General features: G+C 67.0%; 28 protein-coding genes, 1 tRNA gene and 2 pseudogenes. 13 read left to right on the top strand and 18 right to left on the bottom strand.

Translation table 11 applies throughout. The features are described from left to right. The first annotated feature begins 7 nt into the window (after window positions 1-7). The 3 genes from A5697_RS02020 to A5697_RS26845 all read left to right on the top strand — a co-directional run bounded on the left by A5697_RS02020 (window position 8) and on the right by A5697_RS26845 (window position 3,424). Window positions 8-1,141, top strand: coding sequence for a 1,4-beta-xylanase (locus A5697_RS02020; protein WP_067943328.1), 1,134 nt, complete (start codon window positions 8-10; stop codon window positions 1,139-1,141). Between the two features lie 75 nt (window positions 1,142-1,216). After that, complete coding sequence (locus A5697_RS02025) at window positions 1,217-2,896, top strand: DUF4185 domain-containing protein (RefSeq protein ID WP_067943326.1); 1,680 nt, start codon at window positions 1,217-1,219, stop codon at window positions 2,894-2,896. Between the two features lie 21 nt (window positions 2,897-2,917). After that, on the top strand, window positions 2,918-3,424 hold the full coding sequence (locus A5697_RS26845; RefSeq protein ID WP_082953198.1) for a hypothetical protein: 507 nt from the start codon (window positions 2,918-2,920) through the stop codon (window positions 3,422-3,424). Between the two features lie 8 nt (window positions 3,425-3,432). Here A5697_RS26845 and A5697_RS02030 read toward each other — a convergent pair whose 3' ends face one another. Further along, a complete protein-coding gene (locus tag A5697_RS02030; RefSeq protein WP_231971947.1) occupies window positions 3,433-4,743 on the bottom strand; it encodes a hypothetical protein in 1,311 nt (436 codons plus the stop codon). 134 nt (window positions 4,744-4,877) lie between these two features. Continuing rightward, window positions 4,878-5,357 carry a CAP domain-containing protein gene (locus A5697_RS02035; RefSeq protein WP_197500888.1) on the bottom strand — a complete coding sequence of 160 codons (480 nt, stop codon included), beginning with the start codon at window positions 5,355-5,357 and terminating at the stop codon, window positions 4,878-4,880. Between the two features lie 192 nt (window positions 5,358-5,549). On the opposite strand from A5697_RS02035, the gene mtf2 reads away from it, so the two are divergent. Beyond that, complete coding sequence (gene mtf2, locus A5697_RS02040; RefSeq protein WP_156673059.1) at window positions 5,550-6,392, top strand: fatty-acid O-methyltransferase Mtf2; 843 nt, start codon at window positions 5,550-5,552, stop codon at window positions 6,390-6,392. A 27-nt stretch (window positions 6,393-6,419) separates the two neighbouring features. On the opposite strand, the gene A5697_RS02045 is transcribed toward mtf2, so the two are convergent. From A5697_RS02045 to A5697_RS02055, 3 genes are all read right to left on the bottom strand, one after another. Continuing rightward, window positions 6,420-6,509: transfer RNA gene (locus A5697_RS02045), tRNA-Ser, on the bottom strand. A gap of 29 nt (window positions 6,510-6,538) precedes the next feature. Then, window positions 6,539-6,997 carry a nucleoside deaminase gene (locus A5697_RS02050; protein ID WP_067943321.1) on the bottom strand — a complete coding sequence of 153 codons (459 nt, stop codon included), beginning with the start codon at window positions 6,995-6,997 and terminating at the stop codon, window positions 6,539-6,541. After that, window positions 6,994-7,515 carry a tRNA adenosine deaminase-associated protein gene (locus A5697_RS02055; protein ID WP_067748783.1) on the bottom strand — a complete coding sequence of 174 codons (522 nt, stop codon included), beginning with the start codon at window positions 7,513-7,515 and terminating at the stop codon, window positions 6,994-6,996. Before A5697_RS02055 ends, A5697_RS02050 begins: the two co-directional genes overlap by 4 nt. Window positions 7,516-7,645: 130 nt before the next feature. Here A5697_RS02055 and A5697_RS02060 point away from each other — a divergent pair, with 130 nt between their 5' ends. Further along, window positions 7,646-8,590 (top strand): prephenate dehydrogenase, encoded by a 945-nt coding sequence (locus tag A5697_RS02060; RefSeq protein WP_197500890.1) that lies wholly within the window; start codon window positions 7,646-7,648, stop codon window positions 8,588-8,590. On the opposite strand, the gene A5697_RS02065 is transcribed toward A5697_RS02060, so the two are convergent. From A5697_RS02065 to A5697_RS02085, 5 genes and pseudogenes are all read right to left on the bottom strand, one after another. Then, window positions 8,553-9,152: a putative glycolipid-binding domain-containing protein gene (locus A5697_RS02065; protein WP_156673061.1), complete on the bottom strand. Its 600-nt coding sequence runs from the start codon at window positions 9,150-9,152 to the stop codon at window positions 8,553-8,555. The two genes, A5697_RS02060 and A5697_RS02065, sit on opposite strands and share 38 nt — an antisense overlap. Window positions 9,153-9,156: 4 nt before the next feature. Further along, window positions 9,157-9,866 (bottom strand): annotated as a pseudogene (locus tag A5697_RS02070) (ABC transporter permease). After that, on the bottom strand, window positions 9,863-10,549 hold the full coding sequence (locus tag A5697_RS02075; RefSeq protein ID WP_067943312.1) for an ABC transporter permease: 687 nt from the start codon (window positions 10,547-10,549) through the stop codon (window positions 9,863-9,865). The pseudogene A5697_RS02070 and the gene A5697_RS02075 overlap by 4 nt, the downstream one beginning before the upstream one ends. Further along, window positions 10,507-11,654, bottom strand: a pseudogene (locus tag A5697_RS02080) (ABC transporter ATP-binding protein). The gene A5697_RS02075 and the pseudogene A5697_RS02080 overlap by 43 nt, the downstream one beginning before the upstream one ends. Beyond that, window positions 11,651-12,598, bottom strand: a complete 948-nt coding sequence (locus tag A5697_RS02085) for an ABC transporter substrate-binding protein (protein ID WP_068007519.1) — start codon at window positions 12,596-12,598, stop codon at window positions 11,651-11,653. The pseudogene A5697_RS02080 and the gene A5697_RS02085 overlap by 4 nt, the downstream one beginning before the upstream one ends. Before the next feature lie 100 nt (window positions 12,599-12,698). Between A5697_RS02085 and A5697_RS02090 the strand changes: the two genes are divergently transcribed. Next, window positions 12,699-13,046 (top strand): lipopolysaccharide assembly LapA domain-containing protein, encoded by a 348-nt coding sequence (locus A5697_RS02090; protein ID WP_068007522.1) that lies wholly within the window; start codon window positions 12,699-12,701, stop codon window positions 13,044-13,046. Between the two features lie 3 nt (window positions 13,047-13,049). On the opposite strand, the gene A5697_RS02095 is transcribed toward A5697_RS02090, so the two are convergent. Together A5697_RS02095 and A5697_RS02100 are read right to left on the bottom strand one after the other, a co-directional pair. Further along, complete coding sequence (locus tag A5697_RS02095; protein WP_068007526.1) at window positions 13,050-14,096, bottom strand: phosphotransferase family protein; 1,047 nt, start codon at window positions 14,094-14,096, stop codon at window positions 13,050-13,052. A gap of 9 nt (window positions 14,097-14,105) precedes the next feature. Then, entirely contained in the window at window positions 14,106-14,714 is a 609-nt protein-coding gene (locus A5697_RS02100) for a histidine phosphatase family protein (RefSeq protein WP_067943302.1), read from the bottom strand. A 104-nt stretch (window positions 14,715-14,818) separates the two neighbouring features. Between A5697_RS02100 and A5697_RS02105 the strand changes: the two genes are divergently transcribed. From A5697_RS02105 to A5697_RS02130, 6 genes are all read left to right on the top strand, one after another. Continuing rightward, window positions 14,819-15,475, top strand: a complete 657-nt coding sequence (locus A5697_RS02105; RefSeq protein ID WP_068007529.1) for a class I SAM-dependent methyltransferase — start codon at window positions 14,819-14,821, stop codon at window positions 15,473-15,475. Window positions 15,476-15,537: 62 nt separating this feature from the next. Further along, window positions 15,538-16,569 (top strand): phosphotransferase family protein, encoded by a 1,032-nt coding sequence (locus tag A5697_RS02110; RefSeq protein WP_068007532.1) that lies wholly within the window; start codon window positions 15,538-15,540, stop codon window positions 16,567-16,569. 1 nt (window position 16,570) lies between these two features. After that, entirely contained in the window at window positions 16,571-17,335 is a 765-nt protein-coding gene (locus A5697_RS02115) for an SDR family NAD(P)-dependent oxidoreductase (protein WP_068007534.1), read from the top strand. 52 nt (window positions 17,336-17,387) lie between these two features. Continuing rightward, the gene (locus tag A5697_RS02120; RefSeq protein WP_068007537.1) at window positions 17,388-18,695 is read left to right on the top strand and encodes an acyl-CoA dehydrogenase family protein; all 1,308 of its coding nucleotides are present in this window, start codon (window positions 17,388-17,390) and stop codon (window positions 18,693-18,695) included. After that, entirely contained in the window at window positions 18,692-19,303 is a 612-nt protein-coding gene (locus A5697_RS02125) for a TetR/AcrR family transcriptional regulator (protein WP_067944534.1), read from the top strand. The genes A5697_RS02120 and A5697_RS02125 overlap by 4 nt, the downstream gene beginning before the upstream one ends. Then, window positions 19,303-20,274, top strand: coding sequence for an NADPH:quinone oxidoreductase family protein (locus tag A5697_RS02130; RefSeq protein WP_067944535.1), 972 nt, complete (start codon window positions 19,303-19,305; stop codon window positions 20,272-20,274). The genes A5697_RS02125 and A5697_RS02130 overlap by 1 nt, the downstream gene beginning before the upstream one ends. Here the strand turns inward: A5697_RS02130 and A5697_RS02135 are convergent. Next, window positions 20,264-22,138 carry an alkyl/aryl-sulfatase gene (locus tag A5697_RS02135; protein ID WP_369806036.1) on the bottom strand — a complete coding sequence of 625 codons (1,875 nt, stop codon included), beginning with the start codon at window positions 22,136-22,138 and terminating at the stop codon, window positions 20,264-20,266. The two genes, A5697_RS02130 and A5697_RS02135, sit on opposite strands and share 11 nt — an antisense overlap. Window positions 22,139-22,315: 177 nt before the next feature. On the opposite strand from A5697_RS02135, the gene A5697_RS02140 reads away from it, so the two are divergent. Then, complete coding sequence (locus A5697_RS02140; RefSeq protein ID WP_067944537.1) at window positions 22,316-22,792, top strand: lipoprotein LpqH; 477 nt, start codon at window positions 22,316-22,318, stop codon at window positions 22,790-22,792. Here the strand turns inward: A5697_RS02140 and A5697_RS02145 are convergent. The 5 genes from A5697_RS02145 to A5697_RS02160 all read right to left on the bottom strand — a co-directional run bounded on the left by A5697_RS02145 (window position 22,785) and on the right by A5697_RS02160 (window position 26,436). Next, complete coding sequence (locus A5697_RS02145; RefSeq protein WP_197500889.1) at window positions 22,785-24,281, bottom strand: cell wall metabolism sensor histidine kinase WalK; 1,497 nt, start codon at window positions 24,279-24,281, stop codon at window positions 22,785-22,787. The genes A5697_RS02140 and A5697_RS02145 overlap by 8 nt on opposite strands. A 370-nt stretch (window positions 24,282-24,651) precedes the next feature. Continuing rightward, window positions 24,652-25,356, bottom strand: coding sequence for a response regulator transcription factor (locus tag A5697_RS02150; protein ID WP_066954966.1), 705 nt, complete (start codon window positions 25,354-25,356; stop codon window positions 24,652-24,654). 152 nt (window positions 25,357-25,508) lie between these two features. Beyond that, window positions 25,509-25,664 (bottom strand): DUF6131 family protein, encoded by a 156-nt coding sequence (locus A5697_RS27950; protein ID WP_090419013.1) that lies wholly within the window; start codon window positions 25,662-25,664, stop codon window positions 25,509-25,511. Window positions 25,665-25,674: 10 nt separating this feature from the next. Continuing rightward, window positions 25,675-25,923, bottom strand: coding sequence for a hypothetical protein (locus A5697_RS02155; RefSeq protein WP_046182738.1), 249 nt, complete (start codon window positions 25,921-25,923; stop codon window positions 25,675-25,677). A 102-nt stretch (window positions 25,924-26,025) separates the two neighbouring features. Continuing rightward, a complete protein-coding gene (locus tag A5697_RS02160; protein WP_068007544.1) occupies window positions 26,026-26,436 on the bottom strand; it encodes an MmcQ/YjbR family DNA-binding protein in 411 nt (136 codons plus the stop codon). Between the last annotated feature and the right edge of the window lie 107 nt (window positions 26,437-26,543).

Consider the following 26,543-nt stretch of genomic DNA (forward strand, 5'->3'; position numbering starts at 1 on the left):
TCACATCGTGCAACGAAGAATGGCCCTCAAGCTGCCACTTCTGCTGGCAGCAGGCACCGCGCTGGCGCGAGCGCCACGCGCCTCCGCAGAGGAACCGGGCCGGTGGCCCGCCGACCGCGCCAACCGCTGGTATCAGGCGCAAGGCTTCCTCGTCGGATCGAATTACATCACCTCCAACGCCATCAATCAGCTCGAGATGTTTCAGGCCGACACGTATGACCCGCGGCGCATCGACACCGAGCTCGGCTGGGCCAGGTTCTACGGGCACAACACCGCCCGGGTGTTCCTCCACGATCAGCTGTGGGCGCAGGACCAACGCGGCTTCCAGACGCGCCTTGCGCAGTTCGTCGACATCGCCGCGCGCCATCGCATCAAACCGCTGTTCGTCTTCTTCGACTCGTGTTGGGACCCGGCGCCCAGGGCGGGTCGACAACGCGCGCCGAGGCCGGGCGTGCACAACTCCGGCTGGGTGCAGAGCCCGGGCGCCGAACGGCTCGGCGACCCCCGCTACGCCGGCGTAATGCGCGATTACGTCACCGCGGTGTTGACCCAATTCCGCAGCGACGACCGGATTCTGGGCTGGGACTTGTGGAACGAGCCGGACAACCCCGCGCGGCAGTACAAGAGCGCCGAGCGCAGCGACAAGGATCAGCTGGTCGCCAACCTGCTTCCCCAGGTGTTCCGCTGGGCGCGCGCGGTTGACCCCAGCCAGCCGCTCACGAGCGGCGTGTGGCGCGGCGACTGGGGACAACCCCAGGGCCGCAGCGCAATCAGCGACATCCAGCTCGCAAACGCCGACGTCATCACGTTCCATTCCTACGCCGAGCCCGCGGGCTTCGAGTCCCGGATCGGCGAGCTCGCGCCACTGGGGAGGCCGATCCTGTGCACGGAGTACATGGCGCGGCCCCGCGGCAGCACCGTGGAGGGAATCCTCCCGGTGGCCAAGCGCCACAACGTCGGTGCCATCAACTGGGGTCTGGTCGCCGGAAAGACCCAGACCTACTTTCCCTGGGATTCGTGGGACCACCCGTACACCGCGATCCCCAAAGTGTGGTTCCACGACCTCCTCCGGCCCGACGGCCGGCCCTTCCAGGACACCGAAGCGCTGACGACCCGGAAGCTGGCCGGCAGCCAAGCCTGAGCCGTTGGGTTAGGCGAATTTGCCGTTGACCGCCCTTTTTGCGGTAGTAGGGTTGAGCCGCAGAAGGGGGCGGCGGTGACTCTGAATCATCTGAGCGAACCAGAGCTGATCGCCTCGGGCGGGGGCGACCCGTGGGCGATCAACCAGACCGTGCAGGCGGGTCGCCCATTTCAAATCTCACGCCTGGCCGAGGCGTTTTACGCCGCGGGCCGGCACACCGCCGAAGCCGACCATGCCTTCCAGATAGCCCAGAAGCGCTTCGGCGAGTCGTGGAACCATCAGAACGGCGACAACCCGATCAACGACTCCGCCGAAGTTCAGCGATTGACGAAATCCCTTGGCGCGCAATCGGAGCAGCTGCCAAAGATCGGGGCCGACTTGGAGAACATCGCGGCCGCGCTGGCCGACGCGCAGAAGCAGGGTGCCGCCGAGATCGCCAACTTGGACCGTCAGCTGCAGTTTCTCGACAAGCTTTATGGTGCCGCGCAAGCGGATCTGCGGGATCCGAGCCTTCCGCCGAAGGAGGTAGCAAAGCTGCACATGATCATGGACGCAGCCCACGCCGACGCCGTGGATGACGTCCGTGACGCGGTGAAGCAGATGCATTCGATCCGCAACGCCTACTCCGACACGCTGCACAAAGCACTTGGCTCGTTGCACACCGAGGGCTACGACCCACCCGCGAACGTCGACGACACGTTGGAACAGCCGTTACGGGGTGAGGTGAGAGATCTCGGCCCGATCGCCGGGACCGGAGCCGTTCCTGGCATTCCGGGCATCGGGGCGGCGGATCTTGGTGAGATCGTTGAGGTGCCCGGAGAGAACGGGCAACCCACGAAATTCTTTGCCATCTTCGGAGATTCCTTCACGGGTGATAAGGCCTACGACGGCAAGCACTATCCGTCTGTTGCTGTGCCAGTCACCTTCGATGCGCAGGGGCGTCCACACTTCGGCGCGCCGCTGACGGGGGACGACAAGAGCAACAATGTCCTGTTCCCCCCGCCGCCTGAAGCAGGGAAAACCAATACTCTGCCTGCCGGGAGCATCCGGATGAGCGACGGCACCACGTACATGATGGTGGCGGGCACCGACAACCTGAACCCCACGGGAGGAACATGGCTCGTCAAAGTCACCGGCGACCCGGGACAAGGTTGGAAACCGATTGACAAGTCTTGGCGTCCTTGGACGCCTAATCTGCCCCATCCGAACGACCCGATTCCCCCGGGCACCCATCCGGGCACAGCCCCTGGGAGCCAACCCACCCAGATCAGCGGGTTTCAGGCTAAAGACGGCAAGGTGTACATCGCCGCAGACTCATTCGACCGCAGCCAAGGCGTCACCATGTACCGTGTCGATCCCGACCAAGTCACCGACCGCAGTAAGTGGCAACCGTGGAACGGCAGTGGTTGGGGTAACGCGGGAGACCCTGCGACGGTGCCAGTCAGCCAGACTCCCTTCGGAGAACTCAGTTTCAGGGAAGTCGACGGCAAGCCCGTACTTTCGGCATTCAACCAGGGCACTGGAAACGTTGAAGTCCGGGTCGCAGATGACCCCACGAAGGTAATGGCTGTTGGACCGACAGTTGTTGTACAGCAGAGCGATCCACACGCACCAAACTTCTTGCCACAGAATTACGGCGGCTTCATACTGCCCCAGTCCACACTTAGCAATCTGAATCTTCTGGTAAGTCAGTGGGATACGAACAACAATACTCCGTACAACACTCGAGAATTCCACGTTGATGCAAACCGGTAACCGTTCAATGATAGGACCAGAATGACTAGCAAGACTCTTACGATCACCGCCGGAATCGTCAGCGCGGTCGTCGTGAGCTGCAGTGCGCGCGCCGACGCACCCGTGTTCCCGGACATCAAGAGCTACACGCCAGTGAATGTGGCAGACTACACGATTGGACTTCCTAACACCGGGCGCACTCCGCTGAATACGGTGTACTTCCTTACACCAGACGGCATCACTTGTGATTTCTTTTCCGGTCAGGCCCAGTGCACCGGCAATAACTTTCCCGCTGTCCCGCCGGCAGCTGGGCCCGGCACGGTGAATGTGATCGGCACCGCCTCCGGCTTAACACAATCCGGCAATCCCATCGCCCCGAACGGGCAGGTGTACGGGCGTTCTCTAAAAACGTTGCCCCCGAAGCATTCCATCACGGTGGACGGTGTGATCTGCGGCGTCGATGACTCAGGCGTGACCGCCTGTAAAGACCCGCAAGGCCGTGGATTTGTGCTGTCACCCCATGGTTCTGCATGGCTGCCACATGTGTGAACGATCCTTCATGCGGTCTTGATCCGGCGTACCGTCTCGGCGAGAAGCTCGTCGAGAGTACTCAGCGGCAGGGGCGGCGTGTCGCCCTTGAACAACCACCCGCCGTCGCTTGCGCTGCTGATGACGATCAGTCCCCGCACCTGGCTGACTCGCAACGCCTCGACGCCTTCACCGCACACGGTGTGACCGCGGACATCAACCTCGCGCATCCACCGGTGCGTGATTCGCACCGTGTCCTCGCCCTCGGCGACAGCCGAATCCGTCTGGAGGAACTGGCGATTCTCTCGGTCCCCGCATACCGCCGGCTTATCTGCCAAATGCTTGGTGCAAGTACCGATTTCGCGCCGGAGGTCGGCCAGGAAATCGTCGCCAACATGCGCCCGGCCGATCATCACTTTGGGCATTGGTGGCTTCCCGGGCCGGCCCGACTTCGACTGGTCGAAGTCCTGCCAAACCGCCAGGGGTTCGTAGCGCGGTGCGGGGACCTGGCCAGCGGATGGGCAAAGAGACCACGACGCGCTACCGGGCTCGCCGGCTAGGGTGTTGTTGTCACCGGAGGCGGTCTCGATGCTGGTGTTCACCGAGAGCGCCGGAAGCAGCGAAGAGATCTGAGCCTGGCTCCAGTCGGCGAGCATCGGCGGCAGCGCCGAACGTGTCAGCGAGCGTCCTGCAGCGCCGATCAATTGGGACAGAACTTGGTTACGCGAAGCCGACGACGGATCGGGTGTGCGATACCAGGCCTGCACGGCCACCCTGTTGGGAAGCACCTTCGCCGCCATGTTGACGACCGAGAACCATTGCCCGCCAGTGTCGCCTGACTGATACTGCGTCAGCTTTTCGCTGGATTCACCGACCAGCCAACCTTGAATGCCGTCGCTGTCCCTGGAGTGGGCAATCGCCCACCCAGGACACCGGCGAGACCATGCGGCCATAGCGCTCGTGAGGTCGCCGCCGTCGCTCGCGACGGTGAACCGGACCCGGACGGGTTCGCCGCGGGTGAATCGATTGTTAGCGGGCGCCCCGCTGGCGGGGGTGTACTCCACATCCAGTTCCGGTTTATCCGTTGCCCCGAACCGGGGCAGGCGTTGGCAGTCTTCGGGAGCGGCCGTTTGACCCGAAAAGGGTGGCCCGGCGCCGAAGTCTGGAATAGGCTCATAAACGCTGACGCCGTTGAAGAGGTTCTCGACGTCGGCCAGCCCGGGTATACAGCGTGGCAACCGATCGGGCGCGCAATCCCCGCTCTCGGTCGGCGCGGCCGTGAGCGTCGCGGGACTCGACGTCGATCCATGCTTGTGGGTTGTGCACGCGCCGTCAGTCATCACGAGCCCCGCTACAACGGCAACCCCTGCGAGGGCACGAACGAAACCCCGACCAACCGGCGCCACGGGGCGACTCTACGTCACCGGTCTCGGCCGTGGCGTTGACCACCGAAAGAGCTTGCATTCCAAGGGAGTTAGGCGGCCGCGAAGTCCCCCACGGCGGTCATTTTGGTGCCGTCCCAGGCGGTGGCGAAACCACCCGCGGTGAAAGCGCAGTTTCCGATGATCCCTCGATGCGGAGGGCTTTGCATCCATGAGTCGAGGGCCTGGCCGGGATTAGCGGCAGATCCAGTTCCCCAAAACACGATCTCACCCGTGGCAGGCGTTCCGGTGTAGCCGGCTTCTGCGATGCGCATCCGCGGCGAAGAGCCGTCGGAGCCGATATGGCCGCTCAAACCGGTGCGCAGCATGTCGTCGGCGTGCCGCTGCGCCGCCAGCCTCAACCGCGGGTCGTCTCGCAGTGGCCCGCATGGCTGACGAAGCCCATTGACACCGCTGTACAGCGCCGTGCCCGAATCGTCTGCACGCGCGACGAATTCGGCACCGGAAACCGGAATCCCGAAGAGGACACAGCAAGACGCGAGGATGGCGACGATTTCGACTTTCTTCGTCATGTGGCCTCTTGCCGCGCGCCTTACAGTTCTCCGTGAGGCAATGCTATCGATTTTCGGCCCGGCATGGCCGAGAATCACGAGGATAACGGTGCACTCACAACGGAGGACGGTCGCCGACTACGCGGACAGCCCGGCCGGGTCGACTGCGTCGAATTTGATCAAAACCACGCCGACAATTGCTATGCTCCGCCGATGGCGCTGCAGGGTCAACAGCGCGGCTTTCGTCGCATACTCCTGGACAAAGTCAATGTGAAGTATGCGCAATATATCCACGAGTATTTCTATCAGAAGTTCTTCTACCACTACATAACCCGCAAGCTGTCCGCCAGAGACGTGTTATTCCTCAACTATGGCTACGAAGAAGACCCACCGATGGGCATTCCGCTTTCGCCGTCCGACGAGCCGAACCGGTATTTCATCCAGCTTTATCACCGCACGGCGACGCAGGTAGACCTCAGCGGTAAGCGGGTACTCGAGGTCGGTTGCGGCCACGGCGGTGGGAGCTCATACCTCACCCGAACCCTGCAACCGGCCTCATACACCGCGCTGGACTTGAACTCGGCCGGTATCGCCTTTTGCCGGAAGAGACACCATGTGGCCGGCCTGAAGTTCATGGAAGGCGACGCGGAGAACCTGTCTTTCCCGGACGAATCGTTCGACGCGGTGATCAATATCGAATCGTCGCACCTTTACGCGCAGTTTCCCCGCTTCCTCTGCGAGGTTGTGCGTGTGCTGCGCCCGGGCGGTCATTTCCTCTACGCCGATTTCCGTCTCACCGAGGGGCTTGCCGCATGGGAGGCGCAATTAGCCGACGTGCCGCTGCGGGCCCTCTCGCAACGAGTGATCAATTCAGAGGTCATGCGCGGGATGGAGAACAATTCACAGTGGTGGATGGCGGCGGTCAATGCACTCGTGCCCGCGTTCGCGCGCAGCTTTGCCGTAACCCGTGGCTACCGATTCGTGTGGAACACGTACCAGGGCTTCCGAAGTGGGGGACCGACGGAATACCGGATGTACTGCTTCGTCAAGGCGTGAGGCGGTCTCCCGTGCGGAGAACGCCGTTGGCGGTGGCGGAGGGATTTGAACCCTCGGACGGTTTTAGCCGTCACACGCTTTCGAGGCGTGCTCCTTAGGCCGCTCGGACACGCCACCGCCGAGCAGCTTACCGAACCGCGGGCCCCTTACCCCAATCGCTGGCGGGCGAAGAACTCCTCCAGCGGCGCGGCACACTCGTCGGCGAGCACCCCGCCCCGCACTTCCGGGCGATGGTTGAGCCGCCGGTCGCGGACCACGTCCCACAGCGATCCGACCGCCCCGGTCTTGGGTTCCCACGCCCCGAACACCAGACGGCCCACGCGCGCCAGGACCAGCGCACCGGCACACATCGTGCACGGTTCGACGGTGACCGCCAGCGTGGCACCCTCCAGCCGCCAGCCGTCGCCGAGCGCGCCCGCCGCGGCCCGCAGCGCCAGGATCTCGGCATGCGCGGTCGGATCACCCAAGGCTTCCCGGGCGTTGACCGCGCGGGCCAGCTCGGTTCCGTCGGGCCCGACGACCACCGCACCGATGGGCACGTCGCGCGGACCCGCCGTCGCGGCGACAGACAAGGCGGCGCGGATCAGCTCTTCGTCAGCGATCACCGACCGATGCGGTCGATCACGGCCGAAAGCTGGTCGGCGAAGCCCATCTCCCGGGCGATGCGGCCGAGCTGCTCGTCCGCGTACAGGTCGGCCTCGTCGAGAATGACGCCCAGCACCGCCTCGGGCAGCCCGATGTCGGAGAGCAATCCCAGGTCGCCCTCCTCGAACGGGTCGGAATCCTCCAGGTCCTCGGGGTCGATGTCGGCGTCCAGCTTGTCCAGCACTTCGGCGGCGATGTCGTAGTCCAGGGCGGCGGTGGCGTCGGAGAGCAGCAGCCGGGTACCTGACGGCGCGGGGCGCACGATCACGAAGAACTCGTCATCGACGTCGAGCAGCCCGAACACGGCGCCCGCGCTGCGCAATTCCCGCAGCTCCGTCTCGGCGGCCTTGAGGCTCATCAGCGATTTGCGGGCCATTGGGGAACACCGCCACTGGCCTTCTTCGCGCACGACCGCTACGCCGAAACCGTCCGGCGTATCGGCGGACAGGCCTTGGGCTGGGGCCCGTTGTGCTCCCATGGCCGCTTACGGTAGTCGCAGACCAGGCCCCCTGACCAGATGGAGCGAACCGCGGCGACATCTTGACGCACCGCCGACGCCGGATTGTGCCAACCTTAGGTCTGTGGCTAGCCCTGTTTCTCAACCACCGGTGTGCGTGCTCGGGCTGGGGCTGATAGGGGGGTCGATAATGCGGGCCGCGACGGCAGCGGGCCGGGAAGTGTTCGGCTACAACCGGTCGGTCGAAGGCGCGCATGGAGCCGCCGCCGACGGCTTCGACGCGACCACCGACCTGACGGCGACGCTCACCCGCGCCGCCGACGCCGGCGCATTGATCGTTCTGGCCGTGCCCATGCCGGCGCTGGCCGGCATGCTCGCCCACATCGCCGAACTGGCCCCGGCCTGCCCGTTGACCGACGTCACCAGCGTCAAACGGGCGGTGCTCGACGAGGTTGTCGCGGCCGGCCTCCAGGAAAAATTTGTCGGCGGCCACCCGATGGCGGGCACCGCCCATTCGGGCTGGGCCGCCGGCCACCCGGGCCTGTTCACCCGGGCGCCGTGGGTGATCAGCGTGGACGACCACGTCGACCCGGTGGTGTGGTCGATGGTCATGACGCTGGCCCTGGACTGCGGTGCGGTATTGGTCCCGGCCAAGTCCGACGACCACGACGCGGCGGCGGCCGCGATCTCGCACCTGCCGCACCTGCTCGCCGAGGCGCTGGCGGTCATCGCCGGGGACGTGCCGCTGGCGTTCGCGCTGGCCGCCGGGTCGTTCCGCGATGGGACGCGGGTGGCCGGCACCGCCCCCGACCTGGTGCGGGCGATGTGTGAGGGCAACTCCGACCAGCTGGTGCCGACGGTCGACCGGGTGATCCAGTTGCTGAGCCGGGCCCGCGAGTCGCTGGTCGCGAACGATTCGGTGGCCGAACTCGTCGAGGCCGGCCACGCCGCCCGCACGCGTTACGACAGCTTTCCGCGTTCCGACATCTTCCACGTCATCATCGGCGACGAGAACTGGCGCGAGGAATTGGCCGCCGCGGGCCGGGCGGGCGGCGTGATCAGATCCGCTCTGCCAAGCCTGGATAGTCGACGATGAAGCCCTCGTCGTCCACGCTCACGACGGTGTCGGCGACCGGGGAGTGCAGCTTGATCCCGTCGTGGCCGCCCGTGCTGGTGTAACTCACGAGGTCCGCGGTGATCGCCATGTCGGGCAGGTTGACGTAGACGACCGGCAAGGTGACCGAGTCCGCCCGCTCGTGCAGGCCGAGCCGCCGGATGGGCAACGCGTTGAAGAACGGGCTGAAGACCACATCGCAGTCAAGCGCGCCGTTGTACCCGGCTCGCCGCTCGCCCTGGTGGTCGGTGACCAGCCACATGTTCTCTTCGTCCCGGGCGATGGACAGCACGCGTTCCCGTTCGGCGAGGGTGACCGTCATTCCCAGCCGCTTAGTGGCGCCGGTCTCGTCGGTCTGCAGGTCGTAGTACGCGCCGAACGCGGGGTTGGTGGCGGTGGCGGCGGCGACGATACGGCCGTTCGCCTTGATCCTCTTGCCGGACACCTGGATTCGTACCGATTCCATCCGGGAGACGTCCTGGGCACGCCAGGTCAACATTGCCTGCCACACGCGCCGAGGGCCATCAGAGGGGTCTGCGTTCACTCACCTACCGTAAGACGTGCGGGCGAACCGCGGCAGGCCTGTCGGGTAAGTGTGGCGAAGTCGTCCGGTGCCCGGCACCGACGCCCACACCACCAACGCGAGCAGCCCGTCCAGCGCCAGCGCCAGCGCGGCCACCATCAAGGCACCGACCAGGGCAAGGTGGAACTCGCGTTCCTTGATTCCGTCGATCAGGTATCGGCCCAGCCCGCCGAGGCTGGCATAGGCCGCCACCGTGGCGGTGGCGACCACCTGAAGCGTCGCGCTGCGCAGCCCACCGAGGATCAACGGCAGCGCGTTGCGCGCCTCCACCCACAGCACCTGCGCCTCCGTCATGCCCATCGCCCTGGCCGCGTCGACCACGGTCGGCTCCACGTTGGCGATTCCCGCGTACGTGCCGGCCAGCACGGCCGGGACGCCCAGCAGCATCAGGGCGACCAGCGGCGGCCCCATCCCCAACCCGAACAGCAACGTCCCGAGCAACAGCACACCCAGCGTCGGCAGGGCGCGCAACCCGTTGACCGTGCCGACCACCAGCACCGTGCCGCGGCCGGTATGCCCGATGATGAGCCCGGCCGGAACCGCGATCAGCGCCGAGGCGCCCACCGCGACCGCCGTGTACTCGAGATGCTCCAGGACTCGCGCCGCGAGCCCGACCGGGCCGGTCCAGTTGTCGGCGGTCAATAGGTAGGAGATGGCCCCCTGGACGAAGTTCATCGCGCGCCACCCACTATCGGGGCCACCACCGACCGCCGCCGTGGTGAACGCCCGGCGTGCTCCCACGGCGTGGCCAGGCGGCCGGCCACCACGATCAACGCGTCGATGACGACAGCCAGCACGAAGAGCGCGATGATGCCGGCAAGGATCTGATCGCTCTTGTTCGTCTGGTATCCCTCGGTGAACCAGGTGCCCAGGCCGCCGATGCCGATCACCGACCCCACCGAGACCATCGCGATGTTGGTGACAACCACCACCCGCAACCCGGCGACCAGGACCGGGATGGCCAGCGGCAATTCGACTTTCAGCATGCGGGCGATCGGCGAGTAGCCGACGGCGGTGGCGGCGTCGCGCACCTGGGCCGGCACCGCGTCCAGTGCCTCGAGCACCGCCCGCACCAGCAGCGCCGCGGTGTAGGCCGTAAGCGCGACCATGACGTTGGCCTCGTCGAGGATGCGGGTCCCGATGACCATCGGCAAGACCACGAACAGCGCCAGCGACGGAATGGTGAACACGACACTCGCGGTCGCCGTCGTCAGCCGGCGGGCAACCGGTGCGCGTTGCACCGCAGCGCCCAGCGGGATCGCGAGGGCCAAGCCGATCAGCACCGGCACCAACGACAACCGCAGATGGACGATGGTCAGCGCCCAGGCGTCGTCGAGGTGGGTGAGCAGGTAGTGCATGTCGGTTCCCCGGTCAGGTCTTTCTTCGGGTTTCCACCGCGGCGAGCACGTCGTCGGCCAGCACACCGCCGACGACTTTTCCGCCTTCGTCGACGGCGAGGCCCACACCCGACGGCGACGACAGCGCCGCATCCAGCGCCTGGCTGAGGTTCCCGCGCGGACGAAACAACGAGCCGAGGCCACTCATGCTGTCCGACAACGGCATTCCCGCACGATGCCGGCGCAGGCCTTCGGAATCGATCCAGCCCAGCGGAGCGCCATCGCCGTCCACCACCACCGCCCAGCCGTCCGTCGGGCCGGTGTCGGCGAGGTCGTACACCCTGATGCGTCGCACGTCATGCACCGGCAAGCCGGCCGCGTCGATGAGTTGCAACCATCGATAGCCGCGGCCGAGACCGATGAACCTCGAGACGAAATCATTGGCAGGACGTGACAGCAGCCGTGCGGGTTCGTCGTACTGCTGCAACGTGCCGGCCCTGAAGACCGCGACTTTGTCCGCGAGTTTGAGCGCCTCGTCGATGTCGTGGGTGACGAAGACGATGGTCTTGTGCAATTCGCTCTGCAGACGCAGGATTTCGTTCTGCAGGTCAAGCCGAACCACAGGGTCGACGGCCGAGAACGGCTCGTCCATCAACAAGACGGGCGGGTCGGCCGCCAGCGCACGCGCCACACCGACGCGTTGTTGCTCACCGCCGGACAGCTGCGCGGGGTAGCGGGTGGCCAGCTTGGCGTCCAGCCCGACACGTTCGAGCACCTCGTAGGCGGCGGCACGAGCCGTCCGGCGGGACTGCCCCTTGAGCACCGGAACCGTTGCGATGTTGTCGATTACCCGCTGGTGCGGCATCAGGCCGGCGTGCTGGATGACGTAGCCGATCCCGAGGCGCAGCCGCACCGGGTCCAGGGTGGACACGTCCACGCCGTCGATGGTGATGGTGCCGGACGTGGGCTCGATCATGCGGTTGACCATGCGCAGGGCCGTGGTCTTGCCGCTTCCCGACGAGCCGACGAAGACGGTCAACTTCCCGTTCGGGATCACCAGACTCAACTGGTCCACCGCGGCGGTCCCGTCGGCGAAGGCCTTGCTGACTTTGTCGAAGACGATCATGCGCCGACCGGATGGTTGAAACCGTTGTCCCGCAGCCAGTCCCGGGCGGCCTGGTCGGGGTCGACACCGGAGTTTCCCGCAACCGCGGCGTTAAGCCCGGCCACCCCGGCGGTGGTCAGCTTCGCCGACACGGCGTCCAGCACCTGCTTGAGCCGGTCCGACTTCTTCTGCGAATTGACCAGCGGCACAATGTTGCCGGCCACGAAGTTGTGCTCCGGGTCCTCGAGCACCACCAGATGGTTCTGCGGGATCGCGGGGGACGTGGTGAAAACGTTTGCGGCGTTGACCCTTCCCTCCACCAGGGCCCGCACCGTCACCGCGCCGCCGCCGTCGTTGATGGCGACGAAGTCGCCCGGCCTGATGTCGAGTCCGTACTTCTGCCGCAGCCCGGGCAGGCCGGACGGCCGGTTCGCGAAGGCCGACGGCGCCCCGAACCGCACGTCCGCCGAATGCACTGCCAGGTCGGCGATCGTCTTCAGCTTCCACGAATCAGCGGTCCCGCCCGTCACCGTCACGGTGTCGGTGTCGGTGGCCGGCGAGGGCGTCAGGACCGCCAGGTCGCCGGGCAGCCTGCGGTCGAGTTCCAATTCGACGGCGTCGAGCATGGTCGCCGCCGACTCGGGCGCGAAGTAAAGCAGCAGGTTGCCGATGTACTCCGGCACCAGGTCGATGGAATGGTCTTTCAGCGCCGGGATATAGGTCTCCCGGCTGCCGATCCCCATCCGTCGACCGACCTCGAATCCGTTGGCCTGCAACGCTTGTGCATATATCTCGGCGATGATCTGCGATTCCGGAAAGTCGCCGGACCCCACGACGATGGATTTGGGGCTGCGGACCTGGGCGCCCAGCGGGTCGGAGCTGCTGCACGCCACCAGAACGGAGATCGCCGTGAACAACACGGCCGCTTGGATGACCGCGCGGTGCGCGCGCGACGGCATCCCCATACCGCCGACACTAACCTCAGAGTCGCCCGCGCGCCGGGACCCAGCGGGCCGGTTGCGCGGTTTGGTTTCATTCTGTGCCGGATGGGACAAAGATGACCCTATGAGCAGCCATCCCCCTGCCTCGCCCAGCCAGCCGCCCCCCAAACCCGCAGCGGCACCCAAGCAGGGCGCGGCGCCCAAGGAGCCCGCGATCGGGTTCACCCGCGCCGGCGCGCTGTGGTCGTCCCTGATCGGCGGCTTCCTGATTCTGATTCTGCTGCTGATCTTCATCACCCAGAACACGGCGGAGACGCCCTTTACGTTCTTGGGCTGGCACTGGCGCCTGCCGCTGGGCGTGGCCATCCTGCTGGCGGCGGTGGTCGGCGGGCTGATCACGGTGGCCGTCGGTACCGCGCGAATCCTGCAACTGCGCCGCGCGGCCAAGAAGCATCACGCGGCGGCGCGCTAGGGCCTAACCGGGGAGCTTGGCCAGCTCCGCCAGCCCGCGGGAGATCAGCGGGGCCACGACCTCCGGCATGTGGTCGGAGTCCATCCCGCGAGCCTGGTCCGACATCCGCCGGCGGAAGTCGATGCCGGCGGCGATGATGGCCAGCTTGAAGTAAGCCAGGGCCATGTAGAACTCCCAATGCGCCAGCGGCAGGCCGGCGACCAGCGAGTACCGGTCGGCCAACTCGTCGGCCGTCGGCAACAGCGGTGACGTCCAGGCCGCCTGCGCGTTGACGATCAAATCCAGCGCCGGGTCGCGGTACACGCACATCAGGGCCGCATCGCTGAGCGGGTCCCCGAGGGTGGACAGCTCCCAATCGACCACGGCGCGCACTTTCGTCGGGTCGTCGGCGTCCAGGATGGTGTTGTCGATCCGGTAGTCGCCGTGCACGATCGACGTGCGGCTCTGCTGCGGGATGGCCTCTTGCAGACCGGAATGCAGGCGCTCGACGTCGGCGTCGCGGCGGTCGTCGGGCAGCCGCACCAACGCCCACTGGGAACCCCACCGCCGCACCTGGCGCTCCAGGTAACCGCTGGGCTTGCCGAAATCGGCCAGTCCCACGGCCTCGGGGTCGACGTTGTGCAGGTCGACGAGGACCCGGATCAGCGAGTCGACGCAGCCCTCGATGACGGTGTGGCTGAAGGCTTCGAGCTGGGCGCGACGGCGCACCACCTGGCCTGCCACGAATTCGACGATCTGGAACGGCGCGCCCAGCACCGAGTCGTCCTCGCACAGCGCGATCGCGCGCGCCACCGGGACGGGCGTGTCCCGCAGCGCGGCGACGACCCGGTACTCGCGGGCCATGTCGTGCGCAGACGGGGTCAGGCCGTGCAGCGGCGGGCGCCGGACCAGCCAGCTGGTGGCGTCGTCATAGACGCGGAACGTCAGGTTGGAACGGCCACCGGAAATGAAGTCCGCGCGCAGCTCACCGTCGCGTCCGATGCCCAGTGAACGCAGGTACCGATCCAGCGAGGCCAGGTCGAGGCCCTCGAGTTGGTCAGCTGAAGTCACCGGACTTGTTTACCACCTCTGATTTCGCGGCAGCAGGTCCCACACGTGCTCGACTCCATTGACCCCCGCGACGGTCGCCTGACCGGATCGCGAGAACAGCAGCCGGGTGACCGACGCGTAGTCGACGGGAAACGACAACAGCCGGGACGTCCCCAGAATCTGGTGCAACAGGACGTTGATCACCCCGCCGTGGCTGAACACTGCGACGGTGTCCTCGGGATCGACGGAGGCGACGAGGTCGTCGACCGCCGCGCGCACCCGGGCCAGAAACGCGTCCTCGTCGACCGCGCTGGGCAGGTGCCCCTGGGCCAGGCGCGCCCACTCCTCGGGCATTTCCTGGCGGATCTGCTCGACCGGGATGTACAGCGGGAGATCCCGGTCATATTCGGCGAATCGGTCGTCGATCTCGACCGTGAGCTCCCGCGCCGCGGCGACCGGCTCGGCGGTCTGGATGGCGCGCCGCTGGGGGCTGCTCACCACCCGGGAGATGGGAAACCGGTCCAGCGCCTTGGGAAGTCGCTCGATCTGCGCCAGCCCCTCGTCCGACAGGTCCGGGTCGGAGCCCTCGCCGTGTTCGCTGCGCAGCGGCAGGGCGTGCCGGACCAGAAGCAATTGCATGGGTGTGTCCCTGTCTGTGGTTGAGCGCGACGTGTTCATTCAAAGCATGCGGACCGGTCCGCGCAAAATGGGGCTCAGCAGGAGGCCGACCGCGAGGAGGGCGAATGACCGAGCCGAGCAGGGATTGGGACGTGGCGTACCGGCAGGAGACGCCGCCGCCATGGAGCATCGGGCGGCCGCAGCCCGAGCTGGCCATGCTGATCGACGCGGGCAGTATCCGAAGCGATGTGCTGGACGCCGGCTGCGGCCATGCGGCGCTGTCGCTGGCCCTGGCCGCGCGGGGGCACACCGTGGTGGGCCTGGACAGCAGCGCCACCGCGATCGAGGCCGCCGCCATGGCGGCCGCGGAACAAGGACTGACGACGGCGACTTTCGCGCAGGCGGACGTCACAAACTTCCGCGGTTATGACGGCCGCTTCGCCACGATCATGGACAGCGGGCTGTTCCATGCGCTGCCGCCGGAGAAGCGCCAGGACTATCTGCAGTCGATCCTCCGGGCGGCCGCCCCCGGGGCGGCGCTCTACATCCTTGCCTTCGCCGCCGGCGCGCTGGGCGACGCCGATCAAGGGCCGCGCGGCTTCGCCGAAGCCGAGCTGCGCGACGCCGTCTCGGCGCTCTGGCGGGTCGACGAGCTGCGCCCGGCCAAGGTGTACGGCAACGCGCCCGCGGTTTCCGATGGTCCGTTGGCACACCTGGAACGCGACGACGACGGCCACTTCATGGCGCCCGGGTTTCTGCTCACCGCGCACAAGCCGGACTGAACGAAAGGGGCAGCGGCCCGCGTGGAGAATGCTATTCTCCACACAGAGAGCGGGGTGTGCGGATGACGACGATGGATCAGGACCGGCTTGACGCGGGGGTTCTTGCCCGCTGGCTGGATGCGAACGGTGCACCGGGCGCCGGTGAGGAACCGCGGCTGGAGCAGCTGAAGGGCGGTTCGCAGAACACGCTGTATCTGCTCGACCGCGGCGGCGAGCGGATGGTGCTGCGGATGCCCGGCCCCCGCGCCGATGCGGCGCGCATCGACGGCTTGCTGCGCGAGATCCGGCTGGTGCGTGCCCTGTCCGGCACCGACGTCCCGCACGCGGCGCTGATCGCCGCCGACGACACCGGCACCCTGCTCGGCATGCCGTTCTACGTCATGCAGGCCATCGACGGCTGGAGCCCGATGGACGGCGGGTGGCAACCGCCGTTCGACACCGACCTGAACGCCCGGCGCGGGCTGGCCTTTCAGCTCGTCGAGGGCGCGGCGAAGCTGGGGCGGGTGGACTGGCGGGCTCAAGGTCTGGACGGCTTCGGCCGCCCGGACGGATTTCACGAGCGACAGGTCGACCGCTGGCTGACCTTCCTCGACGCCTACAAGGTGCGCGACCTACCGGGCCTCGACGAGGCCTCGGAGTGGCTGCGCAACAATCGGCCCGCGCATTACCGACCGGGCATCATGCACGGCGATTACCAATTCGCCAACGTGATGTTCGCCCATGGGGAGCCGGCGCGGCTCGCCGCGATCGTGGACTGGGAGATGACGACGGTCGGCGACCCGCTGCTGGACCTGGCGTGGTGCCTGCTGGGCTACGACGGCGAAGAGCCGCGCGCCGACGGGTTCTATCTCGACATGACCGGCATGCCCACCCGCAGCGAACTGCTGCGGCACTACGAGTCGGTGAGCGGGCTTTCCACCGAAAACATCGACTACTACCTGGTGCTGGCGAATTGGAAGCTCGGCATCGTGCTGGAAAAGACCTACGCTGCGGGAGTGAAGTCCGGGAAGGTCGACCCCAAGATCCAGGATGCCTTCGGGACGATGATCCCGCAGCTGATCGCCACGGCGGCCGAACTGACCAGGGGCCATTGAGATGGGTTATGCCGACCGGCTTTTCGATCTGACCGACCGGGTCGTGCTGATCACCGGCGGAAGCCGAGGACTGGGCCGCGAGATGGCGTTCGCCGCCGCGCGCTGCGGCGCCGACGTGGTGATCGCCAGCCGCAACATGGACAACTGCGTGAGCACGGCCAAAGAAATCGAGGCAGAAACCGGGCGCTCCGCTATGCCGTACCAGGTGCACGTCGGGCGCTGGGACCAACTCGACGGCCTGGTCGACGCGACCTACGACAGGTTCGGCAAGGTGGACACGCTGATCAACAACGCCGGCATGTCACCGCTGTACGACAAGCTGACCGACGTCACCGAGAAACTGTTCGACGCGGTTCTCAACCTCAACCTCAAAGGGCCGTTCCGGTTGTCGGCGTTGGTGGGCCAGCGGATGGTGGCGGCCGGCCGCGGGTCCATCATCAACGTGAGCACGGCCGGGTCGTTGCGCCCCACTCCCGACATCGTTCCCTACGCCGCCGCCAAGGCCGGGCTCAATGCCATGACCGAGGCGCTGGCGAAGGCGTTCGGGCCGGTGGTGCGGGTCAACACGCTGATGGCCGGCCCCTTCCTCACCGACGTGAGCAAAGCGTGGAATCTCGACGCCGCCCAGGGCACGCCGTTCAAGCACCTGGCGCTGCAGCGCGCCGGAGAACCGGCCGAAATCGTCGGGGCCGCACTGTTTCTGGCATCGGACGCCTCCAGTTTCACCACCGGTTCGATCCTGCGCGCCGACGGTGGAATTCCCTAGCGTGGCGAGCCGGGCGGCGGGTCGCCGCCAATAAAAGAGTAGGAGCATTCGAATGTCGTGGGACTTCTCCACCGAACCGGACTTCCAGCGGAAAATCGACTGGGTCCGCGACTTCGTCCGCGAAGAGGTCGAGCCGCTCGAGGTGCTGTTCCCGGGTTGCGAGTTTCTGCCACTGAATGAAGAACGCCGTCGCATCGTCGATCCGCTCAAGCAGCAGGTCCGCGACCAAGGCTTGTGGGCACCGCATCTGGGCCCCGAACTCGGGGGCCAGGGCTTCGGCGCGGTCAAGCTGACGTTGATCAACGAGATTCTGGGCCGCAGTCCCTGGGCGCCAATCGTTTTCGGTACGCAGGCGCCCGACACCGGCAACGCCGAAATCATCGCGCGCTTCGGAACGCAGGAACAAAAGGACCGCTACCTCGCCGGCCTGCTGTCCGGGGAGATCTTCTCGTGCTTCTCGATGACGGAGCCGCAGGGTGGCGCCGACCCGCGGGTGTTTCGGACGCGCGCCTTCCGCGACGGCGACGACTGGGTGATCACCGGTCGAAAGTACTTCTCCTCCAACGCCTCCGTCGCCTCGTTCTTCATCGTCGTCGCGATCACCGACCCGGACGTGCCCGTCCATCGGGGCGCCTCGACGTTCCTGGTGCCGGCCGGTACCGACGGGCTGACCATCGAGGCCACCCACCACCTGGTCGGCGCGCTGCCGCACGAACCCGGGCACTCCCTGGTGCATTACGAGGGCGTCCGGGTGCCGTCGGACGCGCTGTTGGGTGAACCGGGCCAAGGCTTCATGATCTTGCAGACCAGGCTGGCCGGCGGGCGGCTGCACCATGCGATGCGGTCGATCGGGGTGGCCCAGCGCGCGGTGGAGATGATGGCGCGCCGTGCGAAAAGCCGTTTCACGCAGGGCAGTTCGCTGGCCGATAAGCAGCTGGTTCAGGCATTCATCGCCGACTCCTACACCGAGCTGATGCCGTTCCGGCTTGCGGTGCTGCACGCGGCGTGGCTGATCGACACCGCCGGGGAGCATGCGGCCCGCGCCGAGATCGGCGCCTGCAAGATCCTGGCCCCCCAGGTGCTGAAATCGATTGGGCTGCGGGCGATCCAGGTGCACGGCGCGCTGGGCACCACCGACCAGCTGCCGCTGGTCAACGTGCTGCTCGGCGGGGTGGCGCTCGGCCTGGCCGACGGGCCGACCGAGGCCCACAAGGTCAACCTGGCGCGGCTGCTGCTCAAACACTACGAGTCCGAAGACGCCGAGTGGCCGAGCGAACTGCTGGACATCCGGCGGGAGGCCGCACGCACCAAGTACGGCGACCTCGTCAACCGTGTGCCGGCGCTGCCTGATTCGCCGTGAGCAGCAGGGTGACCGCGGCGGTCGAACGGGCGCTCGACGACCGCCAGCGGGAGGCTACCGAGGAGGTGGAGCGCATACTGGCCGCGGCGGTCCGTGTCATGGAACGGGTCGCGCCGGAGCCACCTCGGGTGAGCGATATCGTCGCCGAGGCCGGTTCCTCCAACAAGGCGTTCTACCGGTATTTCGCCGGTAAGGACGATCTCATCCTGGCCGTCATGGAACGCGGCGTGGCCATCGTCGTGTCCTACCTCGAGCACCAGATGGCCAAGGAGCGCGAGCCGCGCGATCGGGTCGCCCGCTGGATCGAGGGCGCGCTCGCGCAAGTGGCCGATCCGCACCTGAGCAGCCTGAGCCGGGCGGCCGTCGGACAGATGTCGGCCGGCGCGAATTGGCGGGCGGCCGATCAGGAGATGTTGCGACCGCTACGCGATCTGCTCGTCGAACCCGTTGCGGCGCTGGGAAGTAGCGATGTCGAGCGCGACGTCGAGGCCGTGTTCAGTTGCACCGCCGCGAACATGCGCCGATATGTGGGGTCGGCCGACCGGCCTGAATCCGACGACATCGCACACCTGGTGGGCTTTTGCCTGCGCGGCCTGGGGGTCGGTTGATGCGCGCCGTCGTCTGCCGTTCCTACGGCACTCCGGAAGACCTTGTCCTCGAGGACGTCGATGACCCGGTTCCGGCCCCGGGGCAGCTGCTGGTGCGGGTGCACGCCGCCGCGGTCAATTTTCCCGACGTGCTGTTCATCGCCGGCAAGTATCAGGTGAAGATTCCGCCACCGTTCATACCGGGCAACGAGATCGCCGGTGAAGTGATCGCCGCCGGCGCAGGCGCGCCCTTCCAACCGGGGCAGCGGGTTTCCGGGACCACCTTCGGCGCGTTCGCCGAACTGGCGTTGCTGGACGCGAGCCAGGCGGCGCCCGTGCCCGACGACGCCGACTTCGGGTCGGCCGCCGCCTTCGGCGTGACCTACCGCACCGCCTACCACGCACTGCGCTCGACCGCCGCGGTGGCAGAAGGTGATTGGGTCGTGGTGCTGGGCGCCGCCGGCGGTGTCGGGCTGGCCGCCGTCGACCTGGCCGTCGCCATGAAGGCCCGGGTGCTGGCGGCCGCTTCGAGCCCGGAGAAGCTCGAGCTGTGCCGGCGGCGGGGCGCCGAGGCGACAGTCGACTATGAGCGTGAAGACTTGAAGTCGCGCATCCGCGAGCTCACGGGCGACGCCGCCCGAGTGATCATCGACCCGGTCGGCGGGCCGTACGCGGAGCCGGCGCTGCGCGGGTTGGCGCGCGGCGGCACCTTCGTCACCCTGGGCTACGCGGCGGGCACGATACCCGCGATCCCCCTCAATCTCGTTCTGCTCAAGGACATCTGCGTGCGAGGCATGGAGATCCGCACATTCATGACCGACCACCCCGACGAGGCCGTCCGCGACATGCGGGAGCTGTCGGAGATGTTCGCCGCCGGCACGATCCGGCCGTACATCGGCGCGCGGTTCCCGCTGTCCGAAACCGCCGCCGCGCTGCGGCATGTGGCCGACCGGAAGGTGTTGGGCAAGGTCGTCATCGACGTCACGGCGTGACGATGTCGAAGCTCGGGTCCGGCTGATCGAGCGCATCCAGAAATGCCCGCAGTGCCGCCTGGTCGCCGGATACCTGTAGGCCGGGCGAGGCGAAGTCGCCCAGCGCCGCCGTTAGCAGCCGGGACTTGCCGGCCAGCTCGAGCGTGACCGTCGCGGTCGCGGGGTCGGCCGCCACCCTGCGGTACACGAGCACCCCGTTGCGCAGGGTGAGCCGGTAGTTGGCGGCCAGATCGGCGAAGGCGATGTCGATGGCGAGGTCGAGATCCCAGCTGCGCGGCCCGTCGACACGGATGGCGAGGCTGTCGAAGATCTGCTCCGGGGTCAGCTGCAAAAGCATGGTGGGCGAGGTGACCTGAGTCGCGGTGCCGAAGTTCCCACCGCGCAATTCCGTTGCGCCGCTGAGGAAGAAGTTGCGCCAGGTGGCATTCTCGGCGCCGTAGGCCAGCTGCTCGAGCGTGGCCGCGTACAGCGCGCGGGCGACGGTGTGCGCGCTGTCGGTGAAGATGGCGTGGTCCAGCAGCGTTGCCGCCCAACGGAAGTCACCGGTGTCGAATGCGGTCTGGGCCAGTTCGACAACCCGGTCGATTCCGCCCATCGCCTCGACGTAACGCGGCGCGAGCGTCTCGGGCGGATGCGGCCACAATCGGGCCGGGTTGCCGTCGAACCAGCCCATGTAACGCTGGTAGACGGCCTTCACGTTGTGACTGACCGACCCGTAATACCCGTGGGTGTGCCAGGCGCGCTCGAGCGCGGGCGGCATCTGGAACATCTCCGCGATCTCGACCCCGGTGTGGCCGCGGTTGAGCAGTCGCAACGTCTGGTCGTGCAGGTAGGCGTACAAGTCGCGCTGCAGCGACAGGAATTCGACGATGCTCTCCCGCCCCCAGATCGGCCAATGATGGGAGGCGAACACCACATCGGCGCGGTCGGCGAAGACGTCGATGGCCTCGGTCAGATAACCGGACCAGGCGTGTGGGTCGCGCACCAGGGCACCGCGCAGGGTCTGCAGGTTGTGCAGGTTGTGGGTGGCGTTCTCGGCCATGCACAGCGCGCGGAAACGCGGGAAGTAGAAATGCATTTCGGCGGGCGCCTCGGTGCCGGGCGCCATCTGGAACTCGATCTCAACACCGTCGATGGTGTGTCTCTCGCCGGTCTCGCGGACATCGAGGGTGGGGACGATGATCGCCACCTCGCCGGTGGAGGTCGCCTGGCCCAGCCCGCATCCCACCTGGTCCCGCGGTCCGCGGGACAGCAGGGTGCCGTACATGTAGGTCGCCCGGCGCGTCATGGCCGGACCGGCGTAGACGTTCTCCTGGACCGCATGTTCGACGAAGCCTTCCGGTGCGAGCACGGCCACCGCGCCCGCGTCCACATCCGCCTGTGAGGTGACGCCCAACACGCCGCCGAAGTGGTCGACGTGGCTGTGGGTGTAGATGACCGCGACGACGGGCCGGTCGCCCCCGCGGTGCGCGCGATACAGCGCCAGTGCCGCCGCCGCGACCTCCGTGGACACCAGCGGGTCGATGACGATGATGCCGGTGTCGGTCTCGACGAACGTGACATTCGAAAGGTCGAAGCCACGGACTTGGTAGATGCCCGGAACCACTTCGTAGAGGCCCTGTTTGGCGGCGAGCGTGGACTGCCGCCACAGGCTGGGGTGCACCGACGGTGGGGCGGGACCACCGAGGAAGGAGTAGGCGTCGTTGTCCCAGACCACTCGTCCGTCGGCCGACTTGATGACGCACGGGGACAGGGCGGCGATGAATCCGCGATCGGCGTTGTGAAAATCCGCGTCGTCATCGAATGGCAGCGTGTGCGCGCGATGCGCCGCCTCGATGACTGCGGTGGGGGGTGTGCGCTCCACGCCAATACAGTGCCACCAACGCACCATTTCGCGAGGCGTTGCGGCGCATATTGTCGACCGGCCAACGAAGACTCAAACAATTATCCGGAACCCTAGATGTTCGGCTCAGTTAAACCGCATACTGCCCCAGACGGCCCTCAATGCCGAGGGTCGCAACTTTCGGGCAAAGGAGAACATGTGAAGCGTGGACTGATGGTCGCGGTGGTCGGAGCGGCAGTTCTGGCCGCCGGTATTTCCGGCTGTTCCAGCAATAAGTCGAGTTCGGGCGGTTCGGGCACCAGCTCCGCGGTGAACACCTCGGCGGGCGCTGCCAGCGGAACCAAGGTCATCATCGACGGCAAGGACCAGAACGTGAGCGGCTCCGTCGTCTGCACCACGGCCGGCGGTAACACCAACATCGCGATCGGTGGCGCCGCGACCGGCATCGCCGCCGTGCTCACCGACGCCAACCCGCCCCAGGTGAAGTCGGTCGGGCTGGGCAACGTCAACGGTGTGACGCTGGGCTACACCTCTGGGACCGGCCAGGGTAACGCCTCCGCCGAGAAGAACGGCAACAGCTACAAGATCACCGGGACAGCCACCGGGGTCGACATGGCCAACCCGATGCAACCGGTGAACAAGCCGTTCGAAATCGACGTCAATTGCTCTAGCTAGCTGAGGACGCGGGCGGTTGCCACCCGTTGAGTGGCAACCGCACCGTGAACTCGGTGTGGCCGGGTGAACTGTCCACGGTGATCGTTCCGTCGTGGGCCTTGACGACGGCTGAGACGATCGCCAGACCCAGCCCGGTGCTCCCACCCTTGCGGGAACGCGAGGTATCACCACGGGCGAACCGCTCGAACACTTCCGACTGAAGCGCCGCCGGGATGCCGGGGCCGTTGTCGATGACCTGCAGCACGGTGTTCGCCGGCTCGGTGCTCAACCGGGTGGTCACGACCGTGCCCGCGCCGGTGTGCAGGCGGGCGTTGGCGAGCAGGTTGGCCAGCACCTGGTGCAGCCGGGCCGCATCACCGGTGACGATCACGGGTTCCTCGGGCAGGTCGAGCTCCCACTGATGGTCCGGCCCGGCGACGTGCGCATCGTTGACCGCGTCGACCGCCACCCGCGACAGATCGACCGGCTCGCGTTCCAGCGGCCGGCCGGAGTCCAGCCGGGCAAGCAGCAGCAGGTCCTCCACCAGGCGCGTCATCCGTTCGGTCTCGGAGGCCACCCGGCTCATCGCGTGCTCCACCGCCTCCCGGTCGTCACCCATGCGCTGGGTCAGTTCGGTGTATCCGCGGATCGCGGCCAACGGCGTGCGCAGTTCGTGACTGGCGTCGGCGACGAACTGGCGGACACGGGTCTCGCTGGCCTGCCGGGCCGACAGCGCGGCCGCGATGTGATCGAGCATCCGGTTAAGAGCCGACCCCAGCTGGCCCACCTCGGTGGAGGGGTTCGCGTCGGATTCGCGCACCCGCAGCGGCAGCTCGACCTCACCGCGATCCAGCGGCAGGTCGGCCACCCTGCTCGCGGTCTGCGCGACGCGGCGCAGCGGAGCCAGCGCCCGCCGGATGATGACGACCCCGGCGATCGTCGCGGCGGCCAGCGCGACCGCGGTGACGATCGCGAAAATGACCAGCATCCGGATCAGGGTGGCGTCGACGTTGGCCATCGACAGGCCCGTGACGATGGTGTCGCCTCCATTGCGACTCGGGGCCGCGACCACCCGATACCGGCCGAGCCCGTCCAGGTCCAGGGTGACCGGCGCACGGCTGCCGGCGATTTGCTCGAGCTGCGCCTGGGCGGCCGGGGTCAGCGCGGCCCGGGTGCCGCTGCTGGTGAGGTAGCCGGCGTCCACAGTCTTGCCATGGTTGACCACCGCGGCCACCATGCCCGCCGGCTGACCGGGGGCGTCAAGGAATCGTGGGCCCGGACCGGGGCGGGGATAGTACGAGTGCTCGCGCCGCGGGCGGTTCGGTTCGGGGTACATCAGCGCCGAACGGAACGACGTGCCCGCCAGTTGCCCGTCGAGCTGCTTGACCAGGTGGTGGTTCAGCGCCAGCTCGGTCACCGCGGTGATGCCGACACACACGATGGCCAGCACGACGATCTGCCCGACCAGCAACCGCAGCCGCAGGGACCAGGCCCGCCGCGCGTTGGCCAACGGTCGCGACCCGCTTCGCCCGGCTTCGCCGCGCTTGCGATCGCTCCTGGCCGACGGTCGCGACCCGCTTCGCCCGGCTTCGCCGCGCTTGCGATCGCTCCTGGCCGACGGTCGCGACCCGCTTCGCCCGGCTTCGCCGCGCTTGCGATCGCTCCTGGCCGACGGTCGCGACCCGCTTCGCCCGGCTTCGCCGCGCTTGCGATCGCTCCTGGCCGACGGTCGCGACCCGCTTCGCCCGGCTTCGCCGCGCTTGCGATCGCTCCTGGCCGACGGTCGCGACCCGCTTCGCCCGGCTTCGCCGCGCTTGCGATCGCTCCTGGCCGACGGTCGCGACCCGCTTCGCCCGGCTTCGCCGCGCTTGCGATCGCTTCTAGCGAGCCGGCTTGAGGACATAACCCGCGCCACGCAGCGTGTGGATCATGGGGTCGCGACCGTTGTCGATTTTCTTGCGCAGATACGAGATATAGAGCTCGACGATGTTGGACCTGCCGCCGAAGTCATAGCTCCATACCCGGTCGAGGATCTGGGCCTTGCTCAGCACGCGCTTGGAGTTGCGCATCATGAATCGAAGCAACTCGAACTCGGTGGAGGTCAACGCAATTGGCTCGCCGGCCCGGGTGACCTCGTGACTGTCCTCGTCGAGCACCAGATCACCGACCACCAGCTGCGCGCCGCTGTCCACCGTCGTCACTCCCGTGCGTCGCAGCAACGCCCGCAGCCGCAGCACCACCTCTTCGATGCTGAACGGCTTGGTGACGTAGTCGTCGCCGCCCGCGGTCAACCCGGCGATGCGGTCTTCCACGGCGTCCTTGGCCGTCAGTAAGAGCACGGGCAGCTGCGGGGTCTCTTCGCGCAGCTTGTGCAAGACGTCGAGCCCGCTCATATCGGGCAGCATCACATCGAGGACGACCACGTCGGGGCGTTGGGCGCGGGCGGCGGCGATGGCGGATGCCCCATCGCTCGCGGTCGCGATGTTCCAGCCCTCGTAGCGCAGCGCCATCGACACCATTTCGGCAAGCACCGACTCGTCGTCCACGACCAATACGTTGATCGGGTTCCCATCGGCACGACACATCACGACCCGCTCGACGGAGGATCGGGGATGCGTCACAAGTTCCAGTATGCGCACCGCCCTGAGCCGCCGCTATGGCCTACCTTTGCGCACCCTGTGAACGGGATCGCGCGACCGCTGAGCAGTCGCGCGATCCCGTTTTCCCGGCGAAGTGGCTAATACCAGTAGCGCCGGCCGGCGACTGGGCGGCCGATCGAGCCCATAATCCACAGCACGGCGCCGATGACGAGCACGACGACGCCGATCTCCCAAAGCAGGGGGACGCTGAACACAAACCCGAGAATAAGTAGGACTACGCCGAGGACGATCATGACGACTCCTTTAGGTGAGGGGCACTAGGACACCAGGCATTGAACTGGGCTGCGGAACATGGCAGTCCTTGACTTTCGGGTTGACGCCCCCGTAATTCAAAGGCCCCGCGATGACGGTCAACGCAATGTTTCCCGCCGTTACACAACTGGTTGAGTCACCTTTGAAGTAGTCGCGTTGCCATGCCGCAAACACCCCGATGAGCAGCCATACCAGGGCAATGGTGCCGATGATTCCGCTGCCACGCATGGTGACCTCCAATGTGGTCGAGAAAAATTTCTCGTGGACCATAGTTACCCATTCGACTTGTGTCTAAACCTTCGTGAGGGTGAATTCGGCAGTGTGCCAGCGGAGCCCGGGGGACTAAGTGCGGTCGGCGAGCCACGCCGTGGCCCGCCTCTTCGACGCCCGCGAAAGCCACGCGTCCTGGATGAGCTCGGCCAGTTCGGTCCTGCCGATTTCGGGTAGCCGGGCGGCCCGCACAAGTACCGATGGATGTCCGGCAAAGTGGTCGGTGGTGAAGAACGGCGAATCGGGATCCTGGGTCAGCGCCAACTTGTCGCTCTCCGACTCCACCCAGAGCATGATCACGTCGGCATAGCGCTCGCCAGTGGCCGGATCGATCGCGTCGGGCTGGGGCGTGCGGAAGAACACGAACGACTTACCGCCCACCTGATAGATGGCGTTGCCCTTCGGACCCTCCAGGCGCTGAACGTGCGGCATCGACGCGGCGATCTTGTGCACGTCGCTCACTCGGGCGGGTCGATCGGCCACACCGGCGAGGGTAGCGGCCGTGACACCCTAGCCGCGTCGCTGCGCGGACACGTACAGCGTGGGCGGCATCGTGTGTTCCGCTTCCTGCGGAACGTTGCGGCCGTAAC

Origin of the sequence: Mycobacterium sp. E3251, from assembly GCF_001666835.1 — a bacterium.
Taxonomy (GTDB): Bacteria; Actinomycetota; Actinomycetes; order Mycobacteriales; family Mycobacteriaceae; genus Mycobacterium.